At 68.6% G+C, this 15,215-nt stretch carries 16 protein-coding genes; 10 read left to right on the plus strand and 6 right to left on the minus strand.

Going from position 1 to position 15,215, the window contains the following annotated elements; genetic code table 11:
• Nucleotides 1-277 precede the first annotated feature (277 nt).
• Both A3OK_RS0105430 and A3OK_RS0105435 read right to left on the minus strand, forming a co-directional pair.
• A complete protein-coding gene (locus A3OK_RS0105430; RefSeq protein ID WP_026596966.1) occupies nt 278-1,012 on the minus strand; it encodes a DnaA/Hda family protein in 735 nt (244 codons plus the stop codon).
• 8 nt (nt 1,013-1,020) lie between these two features.
• A complete protein-coding gene (locus tag A3OK_RS0105435) occupies nt 1,021-2,112 on the minus strand; it encodes an AI-2E family transporter (protein WP_019903925.1) in 1,092 nt (363 codons plus the stop codon).
• A 226-nt stretch (nt 2,113-2,338) separates the two neighbouring features.
• Here A3OK_RS0105435 and A3OK_RS0105440 point away from each other — a divergent pair, with 226 nt between their 5' ends.
• The 3 genes from A3OK_RS0105440 (at nt 2,339) to purN (ending at nt 6,054) form a co-directional block, all read left to right on the plus strand.
• Nucleotides 2,339-4,090: a HAMP domain-containing methyl-accepting chemotaxis protein gene (locus A3OK_RS0105440; protein ID WP_019903926.1), complete on the plus strand. Its 1,752-nt coding sequence runs from the start codon at nt 2,339-2,341 to the stop codon at nt 4,088-4,090.
• A gap of 213 nt (nt 4,091-4,303) precedes the next feature.
• Entirely contained in the window at nt 4,304-5,386 is a 1,083-nt protein-coding gene (gene purM / locus A3OK_RS0105445; protein WP_019903927.1) for a phosphoribosylformylglycinamidine cyclo-ligase, read from the plus strand.
• Nucleotides 5,383-6,054, plus strand: a complete 672-nt coding sequence (purN, locus tag A3OK_RS0105450) for a phosphoribosylglycinamide formyltransferase (protein ID WP_019903928.1) — start codon at nt 5,383-5,385, stop codon at nt 6,052-6,054. Before purM ends, purN begins: the two co-directional genes overlap by 4 nt.
• Nucleotides 6,055-6,101: 47 nt before the next feature.
• Here purN and A3OK_RS0105455 read toward each other — a convergent pair whose 3' ends face one another.
• Nucleotides 6,102-6,479, minus strand: a complete 378-nt coding sequence (locus tag A3OK_RS0105455; protein WP_019903929.1) for a hypothetical protein — start codon at nt 6,477-6,479, stop codon at nt 6,102-6,104.
• 109 nt (nt 6,480-6,588) lie between these two features.
• On the minus strand, nt 6,589-7,011 hold the full coding sequence (gene ndk / locus A3OK_RS0105460; RefSeq protein WP_019903930.1) for a nucleoside-diphosphate kinase: 423 nt from the start codon (nt 7,009-7,011) through the stop codon (nt 6,589-6,591).
• Nucleotides 7,012-7,281: 270 nt separating this feature from the next.
• Here ndk and A3OK_RS0105465 point away from each other — a divergent pair, with 270 nt between their 5' ends.
• Entirely contained in the window at nt 7,282-7,806 is a 525-nt protein-coding gene (locus tag A3OK_RS0105465) for a DUF2147 domain-containing protein (protein WP_019903931.1), read from the plus strand.
• A 95-nt stretch (nt 7,807-7,901) separates the two neighbouring features.
• Here the strand turns inward: A3OK_RS0105465 and A3OK_RS0105470 are convergent, their stop codons facing one another.
• Together A3OK_RS0105470 and A3OK_RS0105475 are read right to left on the minus strand one after the other, a co-directional pair.
• The gene (locus A3OK_RS0105470) at nt 7,902-8,879 is read right to left on the minus strand and encodes a hypothetical protein (protein WP_019903932.1); all 978 of its coding nucleotides are present in this window, start codon (nt 8,877-8,879) and stop codon (nt 7,902-7,904) included.
• A 60-nt stretch (nt 8,880-8,939) separates the two neighbouring features.
• The gene (locus tag A3OK_RS0105475; protein WP_019903933.1) at nt 8,940-9,575 is read right to left on the minus strand and encodes a glutathione S-transferase N-terminal domain-containing protein; all 636 of its coding nucleotides are present in this window, start codon (nt 9,573-9,575) and stop codon (nt 8,940-8,942) included.
• 211 nt (nt 9,576-9,786) lie between these two features.
• On the opposite strand from A3OK_RS0105475, the gene A3OK_RS0105480 reads away from it, so the two are divergent.
• The 6 genes from A3OK_RS0105480 to A3OK_RS0105505 all read left to right on the plus strand — a co-directional run bounded on the left by A3OK_RS0105480 (nt 9,787) and on the right by A3OK_RS0105505 (nt 15,163).
• Nucleotides 9,787-10,071, plus strand: a complete 285-nt coding sequence (locus A3OK_RS0105480) for a hypothetical protein (RefSeq protein ID WP_019903934.1) — start codon at nt 9,787-9,789, stop codon at nt 10,069-10,071.
• 59 nt (nt 10,072-10,130) lie between these two features.
• Entirely contained in the window at nt 10,131-10,577 is a 447-nt protein-coding gene (locus tag A3OK_RS0105485) for a DUF4345 domain-containing protein (protein ID WP_019903935.1), read from the plus strand.
• A complete protein-coding gene (locus A3OK_RS0105490; protein WP_019903936.1) occupies nt 10,574-12,616 on the plus strand; it encodes an FUSC family protein in 2,043 nt (680 codons plus the stop codon). The genes A3OK_RS0105485 and A3OK_RS0105490 overlap by 4 nt, the downstream gene beginning before the upstream one ends.
• Nucleotides 12,617-12,673: 57 nt before the next feature.
• Nucleotides 12,674-12,868: a DUF1656 domain-containing protein gene (locus A3OK_RS0105495; protein ID WP_019903937.1), complete on the plus strand. Its 195-nt coding sequence runs from the start codon at nt 12,674-12,676 to the stop codon at nt 12,866-12,868.
• 50 nt (nt 12,869-12,918) lie between these two features.
• Nucleotides 12,919-13,968 carry an efflux RND transporter periplasmic adaptor subunit gene (locus A3OK_RS22370; RefSeq protein ID WP_019903938.1) on the plus strand — a complete coding sequence of 350 codons (1,050 nt, stop codon included), beginning with the start codon at nt 12,919-12,921 and terminating at the stop codon, nt 13,966-13,968.
• Nucleotides 13,969-14,374: 406 nt separating this feature from the next.
• Nucleotides 14,375-15,163, plus strand: coding sequence for an SDR family oxidoreductase (locus A3OK_RS0105505; protein ID WP_019903939.1), 789 nt, complete (start codon nt 14,375-14,377; stop codon nt 15,161-15,163).
• The last annotated feature ends 52 nt before the right edge of the window (nt 15,164-15,215 follow it).

Consider the following 15,215-nt stretch of genomic DNA (forward strand, 5'->3'; position numbering starts at 1 on the left):
GCAGCGGGACGCGTGCCGGGAGCGGCCGGCGCGGATTCCGCCGTGGCGCCGTCCCGGTCGGTCTCGCGGGAGCCGGTCTCACCGGGCGAATCGTCGGCGGCCTGAGCCACCTCCCTCTCCTCGGCATCCGTGCCCTTGGCGATCGCGTCCGAATCCACTTCCGGCAACGGGTCTTCTCCTCACTCTGTCGAAACGATCGGCCTCGTACCATGCGGCAGGGCCGTCGCGTCTGACAATTCCATGACAATCGGGACGGGTCTTCGGGAAGTGTCCGCGATCAGGCCGGCGCGTCCTCGTCCGCCTCGTCCTCGCCCGCCTCCTCGTCCGGCAGGCCGAGCGCCGCCAGCACCGCCATGGCGAGCGGCCGGGTGATGCGCCGTCCGCGGCGAAGGGCGTCGCGATCGAGTTCGGCCACCACCGCCCGGGCGCGGGCGAGCGAGCGGTCGATCCGCAGCGCGATGGCCTCGACGACGCTGAGATCGACCACGAGCTGGCGATCGACGAAGAGCTTCACCAGCACCGCCCGCATCAGCGCGTCGTCGGGCGGCAGGATGGTCGCGCCCGGGGCCAGCCTCAGGCGCGAGCGCAGATCGGCAGTGACGAGGCCGAGCGCCTCCACGGGCGCGGCCGCCGTGACGAGGACCGGGCTGCCGTTCTCGCGGGCGAGATTGAGGAGATGGAACAGGGCCGCCTCCTCGCGGCCTTCCGGACGGTCGATATCCTCGACCACCAGGGCGCCGTTCGAGACGAGATGCGTCACCGAATCGGCGGTGACTTCGGAGGCCGGGACGGTCCAGGCATGGGAGCGCGTCGCCCAGATCGAGGCGAGATGGCTCTTGCCGCTGCCGGACGGCCCGGTGATGAGGCAGACCGTATCGGGCCAGCGCGGCCAGGCCTCGATCAGCCCATAGGCCGCCTCGTTGGCCGGACCCACCAGGAAATCCTCGCGGCCGTAGCGCGGGTCGAGGGGCAGGTCGAAGGCGAGCTGCCTCGGAGGCGCGGCCTCGCGCATCGGCGTCTTCATCCCTCGCGTTTCTGAATCAGGATCGGTTGTTCGGCAGAGTAGAGCGGACTCTGAAGATAGCGCGCGATCGCGAACCGCACGATGACGCCGATGGAGGCCGCCACCGGCACCGCGAGGAGGAGCCCGAGGAACCCGAACAGGGAGCCGAAGGCCAGCAGCGCGAACATCAGCCAGACCGGGTGCAGGCCGACCGAGTCACCGACGAGCTTGGGCGAGATGACGTTGCCCTCGAAGAACTGGCCGATCACGAACACGCCGATGGTGAGCCCGATATGGAGCCAGTCCGAGGTCGGCCAGAACTGGACCAGGGCGACGCCCACGGAGAGCAGGAACCCGACGAGGGTGCCGACATAGGGGATGAAGGTGAGGAACCCCGCGATCATCCCGATCAGCACGCCGAAATTCAGGCCGACGAAGAACAGGCCCACGGCGTAGAACGTGCCCAGGATAAGGCAGACCAGGGTCTGGCCGCGCACGAAGCCGATGATCGCGCGGTCGATCTCGCCGGCCAGGCGCCGCACCGTGGTGCGATGGCGCGGCGGCGTCCAGCCATCGACGGTGGCGACCATCCGGTCCCAGTCGACCAGCAGGTAGAAGGCCACGACGGGGGTGACGACCAGGAGCGAGGCGATGGAGACCAGCGCCTGGCTGCCCGACCATAGCGACTTGAGGAAGGCCAGGAACCAGGTTCCACCCTGCCCCACTAGGGTTCCGACGGAGGATTGCAGATCGTTGAGCACGTCGGCGCCGCCGACCCGCGTCATGAGCGGCCCGACCCGCTCGACGATGATGCCCTGGAGCCGCGAGACCATGCCGGGCAGCGTCGTCACCAGAGCCGAGATCTGGTTGGCGGCCAGCGGCACCACGATCAAGAGCAGCACTACGAGCCCGACGACGAACATCGCCAGGATCAGCAGCGAGGCGGAGAGGCGGCCGAGGCCCCAGCGCTGGAGACGGTCAGCCATGGGATCGAGCAGGTAGGCGAGCGCCAGCCCCGCCACGAAGGGCAGCATCACGCCGGAGAGCAGGTAAAGCAGCAGCACGACGATGCCGAGGCCCACCAGTCCGATCACCGCCCTGCCGCGCATCGGCCCTCCTCCGTCTCGCCCGTCGCCCGCGCACAAGAGTGGGAAGGCGGTGCGGCGGGGTCAAGGCTCGCCCGCGAAAGCCCCGCACGGCCCGCGACAGGGGAACGAGCTCGAACGACTTTCATCCTCTATAGAGCGGATTTTTAACGAGCTAGTCTTTACTGTCCCTCAAAAGCGGGGGGATAAAATGAGTCTATCGCGCAGATTTATTGGTCTGATCACGGCTATGCTGGTATCCAGCTTGCTGCTGGCCGGGCCCATCATCCTTTATGGACGGGCTGTCGACCAGGTGAGCGCGGCCTACGCGACCCGCCAGCAATCGATCCTCCTCGCCGACGAGATCCGGCAAAGTTCGGACGACCTCACCCGGCTCGGCCGCACCTACGTCGTCACCGGCCAAGCGTCGTACAAGCAGCAATATTTGGACATCCTCGACATCCGCTCCGGCCGCAAGCCGCGCCCGGAGGAGTATCATCGCATCTACTGGGATTTCGTCGCCGCCGGCGTGGCGAAGCCGCGCCCCGACGGCGAGACCGTGTCGGTGCACGACCTGATGAAGCGTCTTGGCTTCAGCCGGCAGGAAACCGACATGCTGGCGGAATCCGTCCGGAATTCGGACGGGCTGGTTCATCTCGAGGTCGAGGCGATGAATCTCGTCGAGGGCAAGGACAAGGATGGCCAGCCCCTGGCACAACCGGACCCGGCCCGAGACCGCGATCGGGCGATCGGGCTCGTCCATTCCGAGGCCTATCACGGTTTCAAGGCGCAGATCATGAAGCCGCTCGACGCGTTCTACGGGCTGATGCAGTCCCGCACCGACGCGGCCGTCGCTGCGGACGAAGCCCAGGCACACTTCTACTTCGCCGTCGTCGTCGGCACGCTGGTCGGCACCGTCGCCACCTTCCTGGCCCTCGGCTGGTTCGCCCACGAGGCGCTGGTCCGCGGCTACGGCGCGGTGGGCCTGGCCATGGGCCGGATCGCTGAGGGCGATTACGCCGCCGCGGTGCCCTGCCTGGATCGCCGGGACGAGGTCGGCAGCCTCGCCCGGGGCCTCGAAGCGTTCAAGGCCAACCTCGCCCGGGACGTGGCGGAGCGTCATGCCGGAGAAACCCGACAGCGCGAGATCGCGCGCCGGGCTCAGACCGAAATCTTGGCGCAGGCCTTCGAAGCGGCTTTCGGCGGCATCGTCCGCGCCGTGGCGACCTCCGTGGGCGAACTGCAGGACACCGCGCAGGCGATGTCGCAGATGGCCGGCGACACCGCCGACCGTTCCGGCGCGGTGATCCGTGCCGCGGAGGAGGCCTCGGCCAACGTCGCCGCCGTAGCGGCAGCGGCGGAGCAACTCAGTGCCTCGGTGTCGGAGGTCGGCCGTCAGGTCGACAGTTCGGCGTCGCTGACGCAGGCGAGCGCGACGGAGGCCGGGCGCACCGCCGGTCTGGTCCAGGATCTGAGCCGGGCGGCGACTCGTGTCGGCGACGTGGTGGCGATGATCAACGGCATCGCCAGCCAGACCAACCTGCTCGCCCTCAACGCCACCATCGAGGCCGCGCGTGCCGGCGAAGCGGGACGCGGCTTCGCGGTGGTGGCGGCCGAGGTCAAGGAACTCGCCACCCAGACCGCCAGGGCCACCGAGGAGATCGCCTCCCAGATCGGCGACATCCAGTCGGTCACCCGGGAGGCGGTGACGGCGATCGGCGCCATCGCTGGGCGCATCGACGACTTGAGCGGGATCTCGAGCGCGATCGCGGCCGCGGTGGAGGAACAGGGGGCAGCGACCCGGGAGATCGTTCGCAACATCCACCAGACCGCCGATGGCACCGGTCAGGTCACGTCTCATATCGGCGGCGTCGCCGACGCGGCGCAGAGGGCCGGCGGAGCGGCCGAGCGGGTGCTTTCCGTGGCCTCCTCGGTCTCGCACGATGCCGACCATCTCGATGCTGAAGTCACCCGTTTTCTGGCGCAGCTTCGCGCCGCCTGAGGACGATGCTCCGATCCGCGCAAGGCGTCGCCTGTCCGGTTCATCGAAGCGGGCGCGGGATCGGCGAGCCCAAGTGCGGCCCTCGTCGAACCGTGGGGCCATCGAAATCTGCTTCCGCGCCCGGCACCGAGTGCCGAACTCGTCCGCGACGACTCGCCGAGACCGTCGCGACCCGTTAGAGCAGCCGGGACAGGACGTTGAGACGAGGTGCCGATGACGGCCGAGAACAAGAACGGCGAGAGCCGGAGCGGAATGACCTATGCCGAGGCCGGCGTCGACATCGACGCGGGCAATGCCATGGTCGAGACGATCAAGCCGCTGGTGCGCTCCACCCGCCGGCCCGGAGCGGATGCCGAGATCGGCGGGTTCGGCGGGTTGTTCGACCTCAAGGCGGCCGGCTTCTCCGACCCGATCCTGGTGGCGGCCAATGACGGCGTCGGCACCAAGGTGAAGATCGCCATCGAGACCGGCCGGCACGACACGATCGGCGTCGACCTCGTGGCGATGTGCGTGAACGACATCATCGTCCAGGGCGCCGAGCCGCTGTTCTTCCTCGACTATTACGCCACCGGCAAGCTGGTGCCGGGTGTCGGAACCGACATCGTGCGCGGCATCGCGGCGGGCTGCCGCATCGCCGGCTGCGCGCTCATCGGCGGCGAGACCGCCGAGATGCCAGGCCTCTACGACGGAGCGGATTACGACCTCGCCGGGTTCAGCGTCGGCGCCGCCGAGCGCGGGCGCCTGCTGCCGCGTCCCGGCATCGCGCCCGGCGACGTGGTTCTCGGCCTGCCCTCCTCCGGGGTCCATTCCAACGGCTTCTCCCTGGTCCGCCGCATCGTCGAGGCGACGGGCCTCTCCTACGACGACCCGGCCCCGTTCGAGCCGTCGCGCTCCCTCGGCGACGCCCTGCTGGAGCCGACCCGGATCTACGTGAAGCCGCTGCTGGCCGCACTGAAGGCGACGGACGGGATCAAGGCGCTCGCCCACATCACCGGCGGCGGCTTTCCCGACAACCTGCCCCGCGTCCTGCCCGACGGCGTCGGCATCCTGATCGACCTCGACACGATCGTGCCGCCCCCGGTCTTCGGCTGGCTCGCCCGCGAGGGCAACGTCGCCGAATCCGAGATGCTGCGCACCTTCAACTGCGGCATCGGCATGGTGGCGGTGGTCTCGCCCGAGAGCGTCTCTGCGGTGACCCGCGCCCTCGATACCGCGGGCGCCTCGCCGATCCGCCTCGGGATCATCACCGAGCGCGGCCCCGAACCCGTGACCTTCCAGGGCCGGCTCGCCCTGTGACGGCGGCACGCGCCAAGACGCGGGTCGCGATCCTGATCTCGGGTCGCGGCTCGAACATGATCTCGCTGATCGAGGCGGCGACCGCACCCGATTTTCCCGCCGAGATCGTCCTCGTCGCCTCCAACCGGCCGGAAGCGGGCGGACTCGCCCATGCCGAGGCCGCCGGCATCGCGACGACGGCGCTCGATCACCGCGCCTATCCCGACAGGGCGGCCTTCGATGCCGCCCTGAACGCGGAACTCGCCGCCGCCGGGATCGACCTCGTCGTGCTCGCCGGCTTCATGCGGATCTTCTCCGCCGGCTTCGTCGAGGCCTGGGCCGGGCGGATGATCAACATCCATCCCTCGCTGCTGCCGCTGTTTCGCGGCGTCCACACCCACGAGCAGGCCCTGGCGGCGGGCGTGCGCCTGCACGGCTGCACGGTGCATTACGTGGTGCCGGAACTCGATGCGGGGCCGATCGTGGCCCAGGCCGCCGTCCCGGTCCTGCCCGGCGACGATGCCGACAGCCTCGCCGCCCGCATCCTCGTCCAGGAGCATCTCCTCTACCCGCGCGCCCTGGCGCTGGTCGCCGGCGGACGGGCACGGCTGGAGGATGGCCGCGTGGTCTTCGCCGAGGACATCGCGGCGGCCGAGGGTGCCCTACTCAGTCTGGCGAATGCGGGCTGAGATCAGGCTGCCGATCCCGAATCATCGAGATCGGCAATGGTTCGGGCTTACGCCGGGCGCGGCAGCTTGCAGCTGTCCAGGGCGGACAGGGCCTTGGCCCGGGCGGAATCGTTGAAATAGCCGGTGGCGCGGTAGGATTCGAGCTCGACCGGATCGAGGCTCGCCAGGGTCTGCTTGGCGTAGCAGCCGCACGGGCGGGCGAGCGAGGCCTCGGGAACGCTCTGCAGGCGCGACTGGGTCACGGTGCAGGCGTGGCGCACGCGGCCGGTGAGGTTGCCGGCGGAGGCGGTCTTCAGCGCCGGATCGGGCGTGTAGCCTTCGAGCGCGGCGGTGGGGCCACCCTTGTTCGCATTGCAGGCGGCGAGCAGGGAGAGGAGGCCGGCGGCGAGCAGGATCCGGCCGGTGCGCGGAGCGATGGAGCGCATGGAATGTGGGGTCCGTGAAAGGGATTCGGTTAAGGGAATTCCTTTCACGCCCCGCGCGACTCGCGCGCAAGAGCGTTCGCGCCACACTGGGACGCGAACGCGAACGGGCTCAGCCGACGATGTCGGAATCCTGGAAGAACTGCGCGATCTCGAGGGCGGCGTTCTCGGCGCTGTCCGAACCGTGCACGGTGTTCTCGCCGACCGACTCGGAGAAGGTCTTGCGGATGGTGCCCGCGTCGGCATTGGCCGGGTTGGTGGCGCCCATCACGGTGCGGTAGGCGGCAACGGCGTTCTCGCCCTCGAGAACCTGCACGACGACGGGACCCGACGTCATGAAGGAGACGAGCTCGCCGAAGAACGGGCGCTCCTTGTGGATCTCGTAGAACTTCTCGGCCTGGGCCTGGCTCATCTGGATGCGGCGCTGGCCGACGATGCGCAGGCCCGCCTTCTCGATCACGGCATTCACCGCGCCGGTGAGGTTCCGCTTGGTCGCGTCGGGCTTCAGGATGGAGAAAGTGCGCTCGGTGGCCATGATCAGTCCGGTTGTTTTCGCTCGGCCGAAAACGGCTTCGGCGGCCGGCTTATAGCGGGCACGTCCCCTCGCCTCAACCCGACGGAGGAAGGCCGCGCATCCACAGCGGAAACCGCTTGGCCATGGCTCCGGCGCAACACTGCCGGAAAATCGCCTGATTGCTGGGGTCTCTTCGTCCTCAAGACCGATCTCGACCCAAGGCTCACGACCCTTCGCGACGCGCCCGCCGGCGCGCCGCAGCCCTTCACAGGCACCAGGAGACCAAAAGCCATGCGCGTTGCCCTGACCTCCGCCTTCCTGCTCTCCGGACTCGTCGCCGCCTCGGCGGCCCCGTCGAAAGATCCGTCCGGCACCTGGCTCACGAAGGACGGCCGCGCCAAGATCCGCATCGATCATTGCGGCACGAACACCGCCAACATCTGCGGCAAGGTCGTCTGGCTGAAGATTCCGACCACCGAGACCGGCACCCCGCGCACCGACGCCAAGAACCCGGACCCGAAGAAGCGCTCGCGCCCCGTCATCGGACTGCAGCTGATCGAGGGGCTCGCCCCCGACGAGGAGAAGTTCTCGGGCGACATCTACAATATCGACGAGGGCAAGATCTATCAGGTCAGCCTGGAGCGCGAATCCGGCTCGGAACTCAGCGTATCGGGATGCCTGCTCAAGGTTCTGTGCGGCTCCGAGACCTGGACCCGCGTGCCCGACGTGAACCAGCAGGCCGCCATCGCCCCGGAGTCCGCTCCCGTGAAGCCAGCTCCCAAGTCTCAGGCGAAGGCTTTGCCTGCGGCCCCGTAGCAATCCCAGCAGTGCTGTTCCGACAGCACTGCTAACGGATTCGGGTGAGAATAAAAGTTGTCCCAGTCAAGCCGTTTTGGCTGGGCTGGAGTTAATTACGGCCCTGACGTGGATCCGCGCTCCGGCGAAAGGCTGAGATCGTGGACGACAGCGGCCAAAATCGACATTGCGATCTCGCCATCCGACAGCAGCCCTACATCCCTTTCGAGATTCCCCAAGAGCGGCGCGAGGATGGCGATGAGGTCAGCCGGCATTTCGATGGTAGCCGCATCCCGACGACGGACGATGGCGATAGCGCCCGTCAAATTGGTTTTACGCTCCGCGGGTCGCCTCTTTGCAGTGTTTTCAATCTGCCACTGACGTAGCGACTCCCAGAGCAGCGCATCGGCCTGAGCCATGGCGATGATCTTGGGCATTGTTCGCATGTAAGAGTCTTGGCGCACCATGCCTTCGTCGAAGGTCGCTCGGGCGCGTTCCGCTGCGCGATCCTGCGCAATCATCACCTGCTGCCACTGGGCTTCTGAGGCGAACACCACCTGCTTGAGGTCGGCGTTCCAATAAAGCCATCCGCCAGACCGGAGCTTGAGCTCACGCAGTCGTGCGAAAAAATCGGTCGTCGCAATGGCGTGCCGATCGGCGAAGGGTGGTGCAGCCGTCACAAGTCCTGCGTCCACCCACCTCCAGATCAGCCGCTCGTACTCGACCGGCCAAGATGCACTATCGTGGCTCTCGCTGATGCTCTTGAGCATATCCCGCAGTGCAAGCCGGGGGCTGCGCTCGCACAGATCTCGATACTCCCAATTCCAAGAGTTCCACCTCTCGATCAAGGCCACAGGCAAAGCGGTCTTGTCCTGGCCAGCTAGGGTTGGCCCATGCATGGCGAGGGCATTGAGTGCTGAGTCGGGAGAAGGATTGAACCACCAAGAGGGATAGACGCCCGATGACGCCAGAAAATCGGCCGTCTCCAGGGCAAGGTCCAAAAATCGCAAGCGCTCAGCTTCGCAGTTGTCCGCCAGCCAAAACGTATGGTCTGCGACAGCGATCTGCTGCTTGACGTAGTCTTCGCGGGTCATCTCAGGCGTGGCTCGATCAGTGGGACGGCTCCAACAGGGCGATGCCGGCGATTCTGACCGTCAGATCGCGGCGAAGCCTCGCTTCACCGCCGGCCTCGCCAGCACCCGGTCGAGCCAGCGACGCACGTTCGGCAGGCCCGACAGGTCGATGCCCTGCTTTTCGTAATGCTTGGCCCAGGTCAGGATCGCGATGTCGGCGATGGAATAGTCGCCGGCCAGGAAATCCCGGCCGGCGAGACGCCGGTCGAGCACGCCGTAGAGCCGATGCGATTCGGCGGTGAACCGATCGATGGCGTAGGGGATCTTCTCCTGCGCGTAGATGCGGAAATGGTGGGCCTGGCCGAGCATCGGCCCGAAGCCGCCGACCTGCCAGAACAGCCACTCGTCCACCGCCACGCGGGCGCGCTCGTCGGCGGGATAGAGGCAGCCGGTCTTGCGTCCGAGATATTGCAGGATCGCTCCCGATTCGAAGACCGTGATCGGCTCCCCGCCGGGCCCGTCCGGATCGACGATGGCCGGAATCTTGTTGTTGGGCGAGATCGCCAGGAAATCCGGCGCCATCTGGTCGCCCTTGCCGATGTTCACCGGCACCACCCGATAGGGCAGCCCGCACTCCTCCAGCATGATGGGAATCTTCCAGCCGTTGGGGGTGCCCCAGCTGTGGACGTCGATGGGTTTCTCGGTGGCGGCGGCCATGGCAAACGTTCCGCTCGTGTCAGGGTCGCGTCGTATCGCCGGATCAAACCGGGCGATGGCCGGATGGTTGCAGGTTCTACGCCGACATCGAACGGTGGACGGTGTGAGACGACACGGCGAAGTGGCTTGCCCTCCGCCGGACTTCTAGCTGTGATACGGTCGGTTCTGACGCCACGCCGTGAGCGCAGTCCGACGATCTGGGGTTGCAATCATGCGGTTTCGTTTCCTTCTGGCCGCGGCGATCGTCGCACCGATCGCCTTGAGTGCCGCAGGCACCGCTTTCGCCAAGGATGCCATGGCCAAGGAGGCCGTGGCGACCTCCCCTGCCGCCGGCGCCAAGGAGCCGAGTGTCGGGCAGACCGCCGCCCGCGAGCGGCAGAAGAAGTGCGGCGCCGAGTGGCGCGCGCTCTCGGTCACCGACAAGGCGGCCCAGGGGCCGAAATGGCCGCAATATTTCAGTAAGTGCGTCAAGCGCTTGAAGGAGATCAAGGCCTGATCTAGTTCGGCGGGCGACGGGCCGAAGCGAGAGACCCGCCGGAGCGGAGAAGCGGACGGATGCGGGAGCGCGAGGCGCTGCAGCGCGTGGTGGCGGTGGCCGCGATCATCCCGGTCGCCTCGGGATTGTTCGGAATCCTGTTCGGTCTCGGAGGACTCGGCGGCAATAGCCTCGCCGAGATCTCCGCCGACAGCCATTTCCGCTATCTCTCGGGCCTGCTGATGGGCATCGGCATCCTGTTCTGGAGCTGCGTTCCGGGAATCGAGGCCAAGTCGCGCCTGTTCCGCTTCCTCACCCTCGTCGTCGTGCTCGGCGGCCTGGCAAGGCTGCTCGGCCTCTATCTCACCGGCCTGCCCTCGGCGGTGATGCTCTGCGCCCTGGCGATGGAGCTGGTGGTGACGCCGCTCCTCTGCCTCTGGCAGATGCGGGTCGCCGGCCAAGCCGCGGATGCGGCAGCGTCAAGCAGGGCCGCGGATGCTGCGGCGGCGGGCGCCCCCTCCCCGTGAGCGGCGCGTCCGCCGGAACCCGCCCCTCCGCGATCGACCGTGCGCTCGCGCTCGCGGAGCGCGTCGTCCCGGCCCCCGCCGCCTGGGCCTTCGCCCTGCGGATCTGGCTCGCCATGGTTCTGGCGCTCTACGCCGCCTTCTGGCTTCAGCTGTCCGGCGCATCGTCGGCGGCCGTCTGCGTGGCGATCCTGGCCCAGCCCAAGCGCGGGCAGGCCCTGTCCAAGGCCCTGTACCGTTTCCTCGGCACCCTCGCGGGCGCGGCGGTCTCGATCCTGCTGATCGCCCTGTTCGGGCAGGACAGGGTGCTCCTCCTCGTCTCGGTGGCGACTTGGCTCGGCCTCTGCGTCTTCGTCGCCCATTTCCTGCAGGATACGCGGGCCTATGGCGCGATGCTCGCGGGCTACACCGTCGCGATCGTCGCCGTCGCCCATATCGATGCGCCGCAGGAGGTGTTCGACGCCGCCATCGACCGGGTCGCCGCGATCACCATCGGCATCGTCGCCATCACCTTCATCAACGATGCGCTCGCCTCGCCGAGCACCTGGCGCACCTTGCGCAAGCCGCTCTCGGAGGCGCTGGCGGCAACCCGTGCCTTCGCCCGCGAGACCCTGTCGCAGGGCGATCCGGGATCGGAGCGGGCGGCGGCCCTGATCCGGCGGATCGCGGCGATGCGCGCCGATGCCAGCGCCATCGGCGGCGAGCTCGACGACGGGGCGCGCCGGGCGGCCGGCGCGCGCAGCACCATCGCCGCGCTCTACGCCATGGCGGCCGCGGGCCGGGCCTTCACCGCCGCGAGCCGGATGCCGGACCACCCAAGCGAGGCCGTCGCCGAGGCCCGACGGATCTGCCTCGATCTCACCGAGAGCGAGGATTCCGGCATCGCCGGTGCCGACGAAGCGGCCCGGCGCCTCGGCGCGCTGGTCGACGCGGCGATCCAGCGCGGGACGACCGACCCGGCGGAGGTCCTGGCGCTCCAGCGCGGCCTCGATTTCGCGCGCGCGGCGGTCTTCGCCGAGGATGGGTTGAACGCCCTGTCCACGGGCTGCCGGCCGAGGCGCGACGTCGCCCTGCCGACGCATCGCGATGTGCCGGTGGCCCTTCGGGGAGCGGCCCGCGTGGGAATCGCCTTCGCCGCCACCGCCCTCTTCCTCATCGCCACCGGCTGGCCGGCGACCTCCTTCGCCCTGGTTCAGGTGGCGGCGACCTGCTCGCTCTCGGCCATCGCGCCGGATTCGAAGGCCTTCGCCCGCGGCGTCCTCATCGGCATGCCCCTCGCCGCCCTGTGCGCGGGATTCGTGCTCTTCGGCGTCCTGGCGGGCGAGCAGGGCTTCCCGCTGCTGGCCATCGCCATCGCCCCGGTGATCTTCGTCGCCTGTTTCCTCAGCCTGAATCCGCCGACCTTCGGAATCGGCTTCATCCTGCTCGTCTTCTTCATGGTGCTGCTATCGCCGTCGAACCCGCAGACCTACGACGCGCAGACCTTCCTCGCGAACGCGTTCCTGGTCACCATGGCGGCCGGCTTCCTGTTCGTCGCGGTGCGGATCGTGCTACCGATCTCGAGCGCGCAGCGCCGCGCCTTCGCCCTCGATTCGGCGCGGGACTCGGTGCTGGACGCGCTGGCCGGCGATGGCGGCGACGCCACCACCCGCACCAGCCTCAACAGCGACCGGCTGCTGCAATTCTCGCAATGGAGTTCGGGCAGCGGCGCGGTCCGCGCGGCGAGCCTGGACCGCGCCTTCGATCTGTCGCGCCTCGAATCCGCGGCGGCCCGCGCCCATGCCCAGCTGTGCCGCCTCCCCGACGAGCCCGCTCTGCGCGCCGATGCGAGACGGGCACGGGACGGGCTGGAGGCCGCGGATGCCGCCGCGATCGCCGATTCCGCCCGCGCGCTGCTCCGGCACGGCGGCAACGAAAACGCGGAGACGCGCCTCGCCATCGCCCGTCTCGTCAGCGACCTCGTGACGGCGAGCACCGTCATGGAAAGCCAGAGCCGCTTGCTGCGTCGCCTCGGCATCCTGCGACCGGCACGGTCCTCATGATGTTTCGGCACAACGCGCGTCTCGCACCCATCGCGTCCCGCCCGAGGTCGGCATCCCATGCGTCATGACATCGATATCGGCGGCGTCCTGATCTCGCCCTTCGTCGCCTACGTGGCGGCGGCTTTGGCGATCATGCTGGTACTGCGCCTCGGTTTCAGCCGCATCCGCTTCAGCCGCTACGTCGCCAACCCGCCGCTCGCCGAGGCGGGGATCTTCGTCTGCATCCTCGCGCTTCTCATCGTCTTCCTCTGAGGGGAGTTTTCCAGTGACCGGGTTCTTCGCCGACAAGAGTTTCCGCTGATATGGCCGACGACGACCTCTCGGATGCGTCCCCATCCCAGGATACCTCCCGGTCCCAGGCACGCTCGCCCTCCCTCGCCAGGCGCCGGCTGTGGCGCGTGCTGCGGCTGCTGGCGACCGTAGTGATCCTGGCCTGCGCCGGAGTGGCGGCCGCCCTGGTCTGGCAATTCTACGTCACGGCGCCGTGGACGCGCGACGGACGGGTCCGCGTGCAGGTGGCGAGCGTGGCGCCCCAGGTCTCGGGCCAGATCGTCGAGCTGCGCGTCACCGACAACCAGAACGTCGCCAAGGGCGACGTGCTCTACGTGATCGACCCGGTCGATTTCGACATCGCCATCGCCACCGCCCAGGCGGAACTGGAGAACCGCGAGGCCGACCTCCAGGTGAAGCGGACCCAGGCGGCACGGCGCGAGGCGCTGACCACCCTCTCGACCTCGGTGGAGGAGAAGCAGCAATATGCGGGCACCGCCAAGATCGCGGAGGCCGCCCTCGCCTCGGCGAAGGCGCAGCTGAACCAGGCCCAGGTCAACCGCCGGCGCACCGAGGTGCGCTCGCCGGTGAACGGGCGCGTCACCAACCTGCTGCTGCGCGCCGGCGATTACGCCACCGCCGGCACCGTGAACGTCGCGGTGATCGACACCGATTCGTTCTGGATCGACGGCTATTTCGAGGAGACGAAGATGGCCCATATCCATGTCGGCGACACGGCGAAGACGGAGCTTCTCGGCTACGCGCCCCTGATCGACGGCACGGTGGAGAGCATCACGCTGGGCATCAGCAACGCCAACGCCTCGCCGAGCACGCAGGGGCTGCCCAATGTCGACCCGGTCTATACCTGGGTGCGCCTCGCCCAGCGCATCCCCGTGCGCATCCGCATCGACCGGGTTCCCAAGGGCGTCACGCTGGTGGCCGGCATGAACGCCACCGTCTCGGTCGGCGAGCCCGGCGCCCATGGCGGCACGCTCTGGCGGAGCTTGCGCGACCGCTTCGCCGGGACCGACGGACCCGCTTCCACCGAGCCGCGCCGCCAGGGCACCTTCCCCGCTCCCTGACCTCCGCCCTCTGATCTCCGCCCGGCCGATCCAGGCGCGCGCCCCGGCGAGCACCTCGCCGGACAAGTCGGGATCGTCGCTCATCCGCGCCGGCACCATGGCGCCGACCAGGGTGGCCCAGCCGCCGATGGCGGCCCGCCGGTTCGTCGGCGCATCGACGCAGCCCCTCCGTCATCGTGGCCCTCGCCTGCGGCGGCTGCCGGATCCTGTGGCACCGAGCGCGGCGATGGAACAGCCGTCCGGCCGAGTCGAGAATCCTGCGGCGATTCATCCGCCACCTGTTCGCGACCGACCTTCATGTGCGGCACCTCACGCGCAGCCGGCTCGACCGGCTTGACGATAAACATGATCATCGTCATGTTTATTTTGCATGATGATGATCATGTTTAGAGACAGGCAATTCCCGATGTCCAGCAAGCCCACCGTCCTCGTCACCGGCGCCTCCTCGGGCATCGGTACCGTCTATGCCGAGCGCTTCGCCAGCCGCGGCCACGATCTCGTCCTGGTCGCGCGCGACGCGACCCGCCTGGACAGGATCGCCGAGCGTCTTCGCCGCGAGACCGGGGTCGCCGTGGACGTCGTCCAGGCCGACCTGACGAACTCGGCCGACCTCGCCAGCGTCGAGACCCGCCTGCGCGAGGATGGCCGGATCGGCATCCTGATCAACAATGCCGGGGCCGCCCTCCTCGGAAGCTTCGTCGACCAGACGCCTCAGCGGATGGCCGACCTCATCGGCCTCAACGTCACGGCCCTGACCCGGCTCGCGGGCGCGGTGGCGCCGCGCCTGGCCGCCTCCGGTGAAGGCGCCATCGTCAATATCGCCTCGGTGGTCGGACTCGCGCCGGAATTCGGCATGACGGTCTACGGAGCGACCAAGGCCTTCGTCCTGTATCTGAGCCAGGGCCTCCATCTCGAACTCGCGCCCAGGGGCGTCTACGTCCAGGCGGTGCTGCCGGCGGCGACCCGCACCGAGATCTGGCAGCGCTCCGGTGCCGACGTGAACACGATGTCCGGCGTCATGGAGACGGGAGAGCTGGTCGACGCCGCCCTCCTCGGCTTCGACCGGCGCGAGAGCGTGACCATTCCCCCGCTTCCCGAGGCCGGGCAGTGGGACGGCTACGAAGCGGCGAGAACGGCGATGCTGCCCAATTTCGCCCAGGACCACGCGGCGGAGCGCTATCGCCCGGCCGCCTGACCCTGACGGGCGAAGGCGGCGGCGGCACGTCCCGATGCGTCGCATCCCCCGG

Origin of the sequence: Methylobacterium sp. 77 (genome assembly GCF_000372825.1) — a bacterium.
GTDB lineage: Bacteria > Pseudomonadota > Alphaproteobacteria > Rhizobiales > Beijerinckiaceae > Methylobacterium.

Coding starts and splice junctions, on each gene's coding strand:
- A3OK_RS0105430 (WP_026596966.1), bottom strand. CDS start 1,012: ATGCGCGAGGCCGCGCCTCCGAGGCAGCTCGCCTTCGACCTGCCCCTC.
- A3OK_RS0105435 (WP_019903925.1), bottom strand. CDS start 2,112: ATGCGCGGCAGGGCGGTGATCGGACTGGTGGGCCTCGGCATCGTCGTG.
- A3OK_RS0105440 (WP_019903926.1), top strand. CDS start 2,339: ATGCTGGTATCCAGCTTGCTGCTGGCCGGGCCCATCATCCTTTATGGA.
- purM (WP_019903927.1), top strand. CDS start 4,304: ATGACGGCCGAGAACAAGAACGGCGAGAGCCGGAGCGGAATGACCTAT.
- A3OK_RS0105455 (WP_019903929.1), bottom strand. CDS start 6,479: ATGCGCTCCATCGCTCCGCGCACCGGCCGGATCCTGCTCGCCGCCGGC.
- ndk (WP_019903930.1), bottom strand. CDS start 7,011: ATGGCCACCGAGCGCACTTTCTCCATCCTGAAGCCCGACGCGACCAAG.
- A3OK_RS0105465 (WP_019903931.1), top strand. CDS start 7,282: ATGCGCGTTGCCCTGACCTCCGCCTTCCTGCTCTCCGGACTCGTCGCC.
- A3OK_RS0105470 (WP_019903932.1), bottom strand. CDS start 8,879: ATGACCCGCGAAGACTACGTCAAGCAGCAGATCGCTGTCGCAGACCAT.
- A3OK_RS0105475 (WP_019903933.1), bottom strand. CDS start 9,575: ATGGCCGCCGCCACCGAGAAACCCATCGACGTCCACAGCTGGGGCACC.
- A3OK_RS0105480 (WP_019903934.1), top strand. CDS start 9,787: ATGCGGTTTCGTTTCCTTCTGGCCGCGGCGATCGTCGCACCGATCGCC.
- A3OK_RS0105485 (WP_019903935.1), top strand. CDS start 10,131: ATGCGGGAGCGCGAGGCGCTGCAGCGCGTGGTGGCGGTGGCCGCGATC.
- A3OK_RS0105495 (WP_019903937.1), top strand. CDS start 12,674: ATGCGTCATGACATCGATATCGGCGGCGTCCTGATCTCGCCCTTCGTC.
- A3OK_RS22370 (WP_019903938.1), top strand. CDS start 12,919: ATGGCCGACGACGACCTCTCGGATGCGTCCCCATCCCAGGATACCTCC.
- A3OK_RS0105505 (WP_019903939.1), top strand. CDS start 14,375: ATGTCCAGCAAGCCCACCGTCCTCGTCACCGGCGCCTCCTCGGGCATC.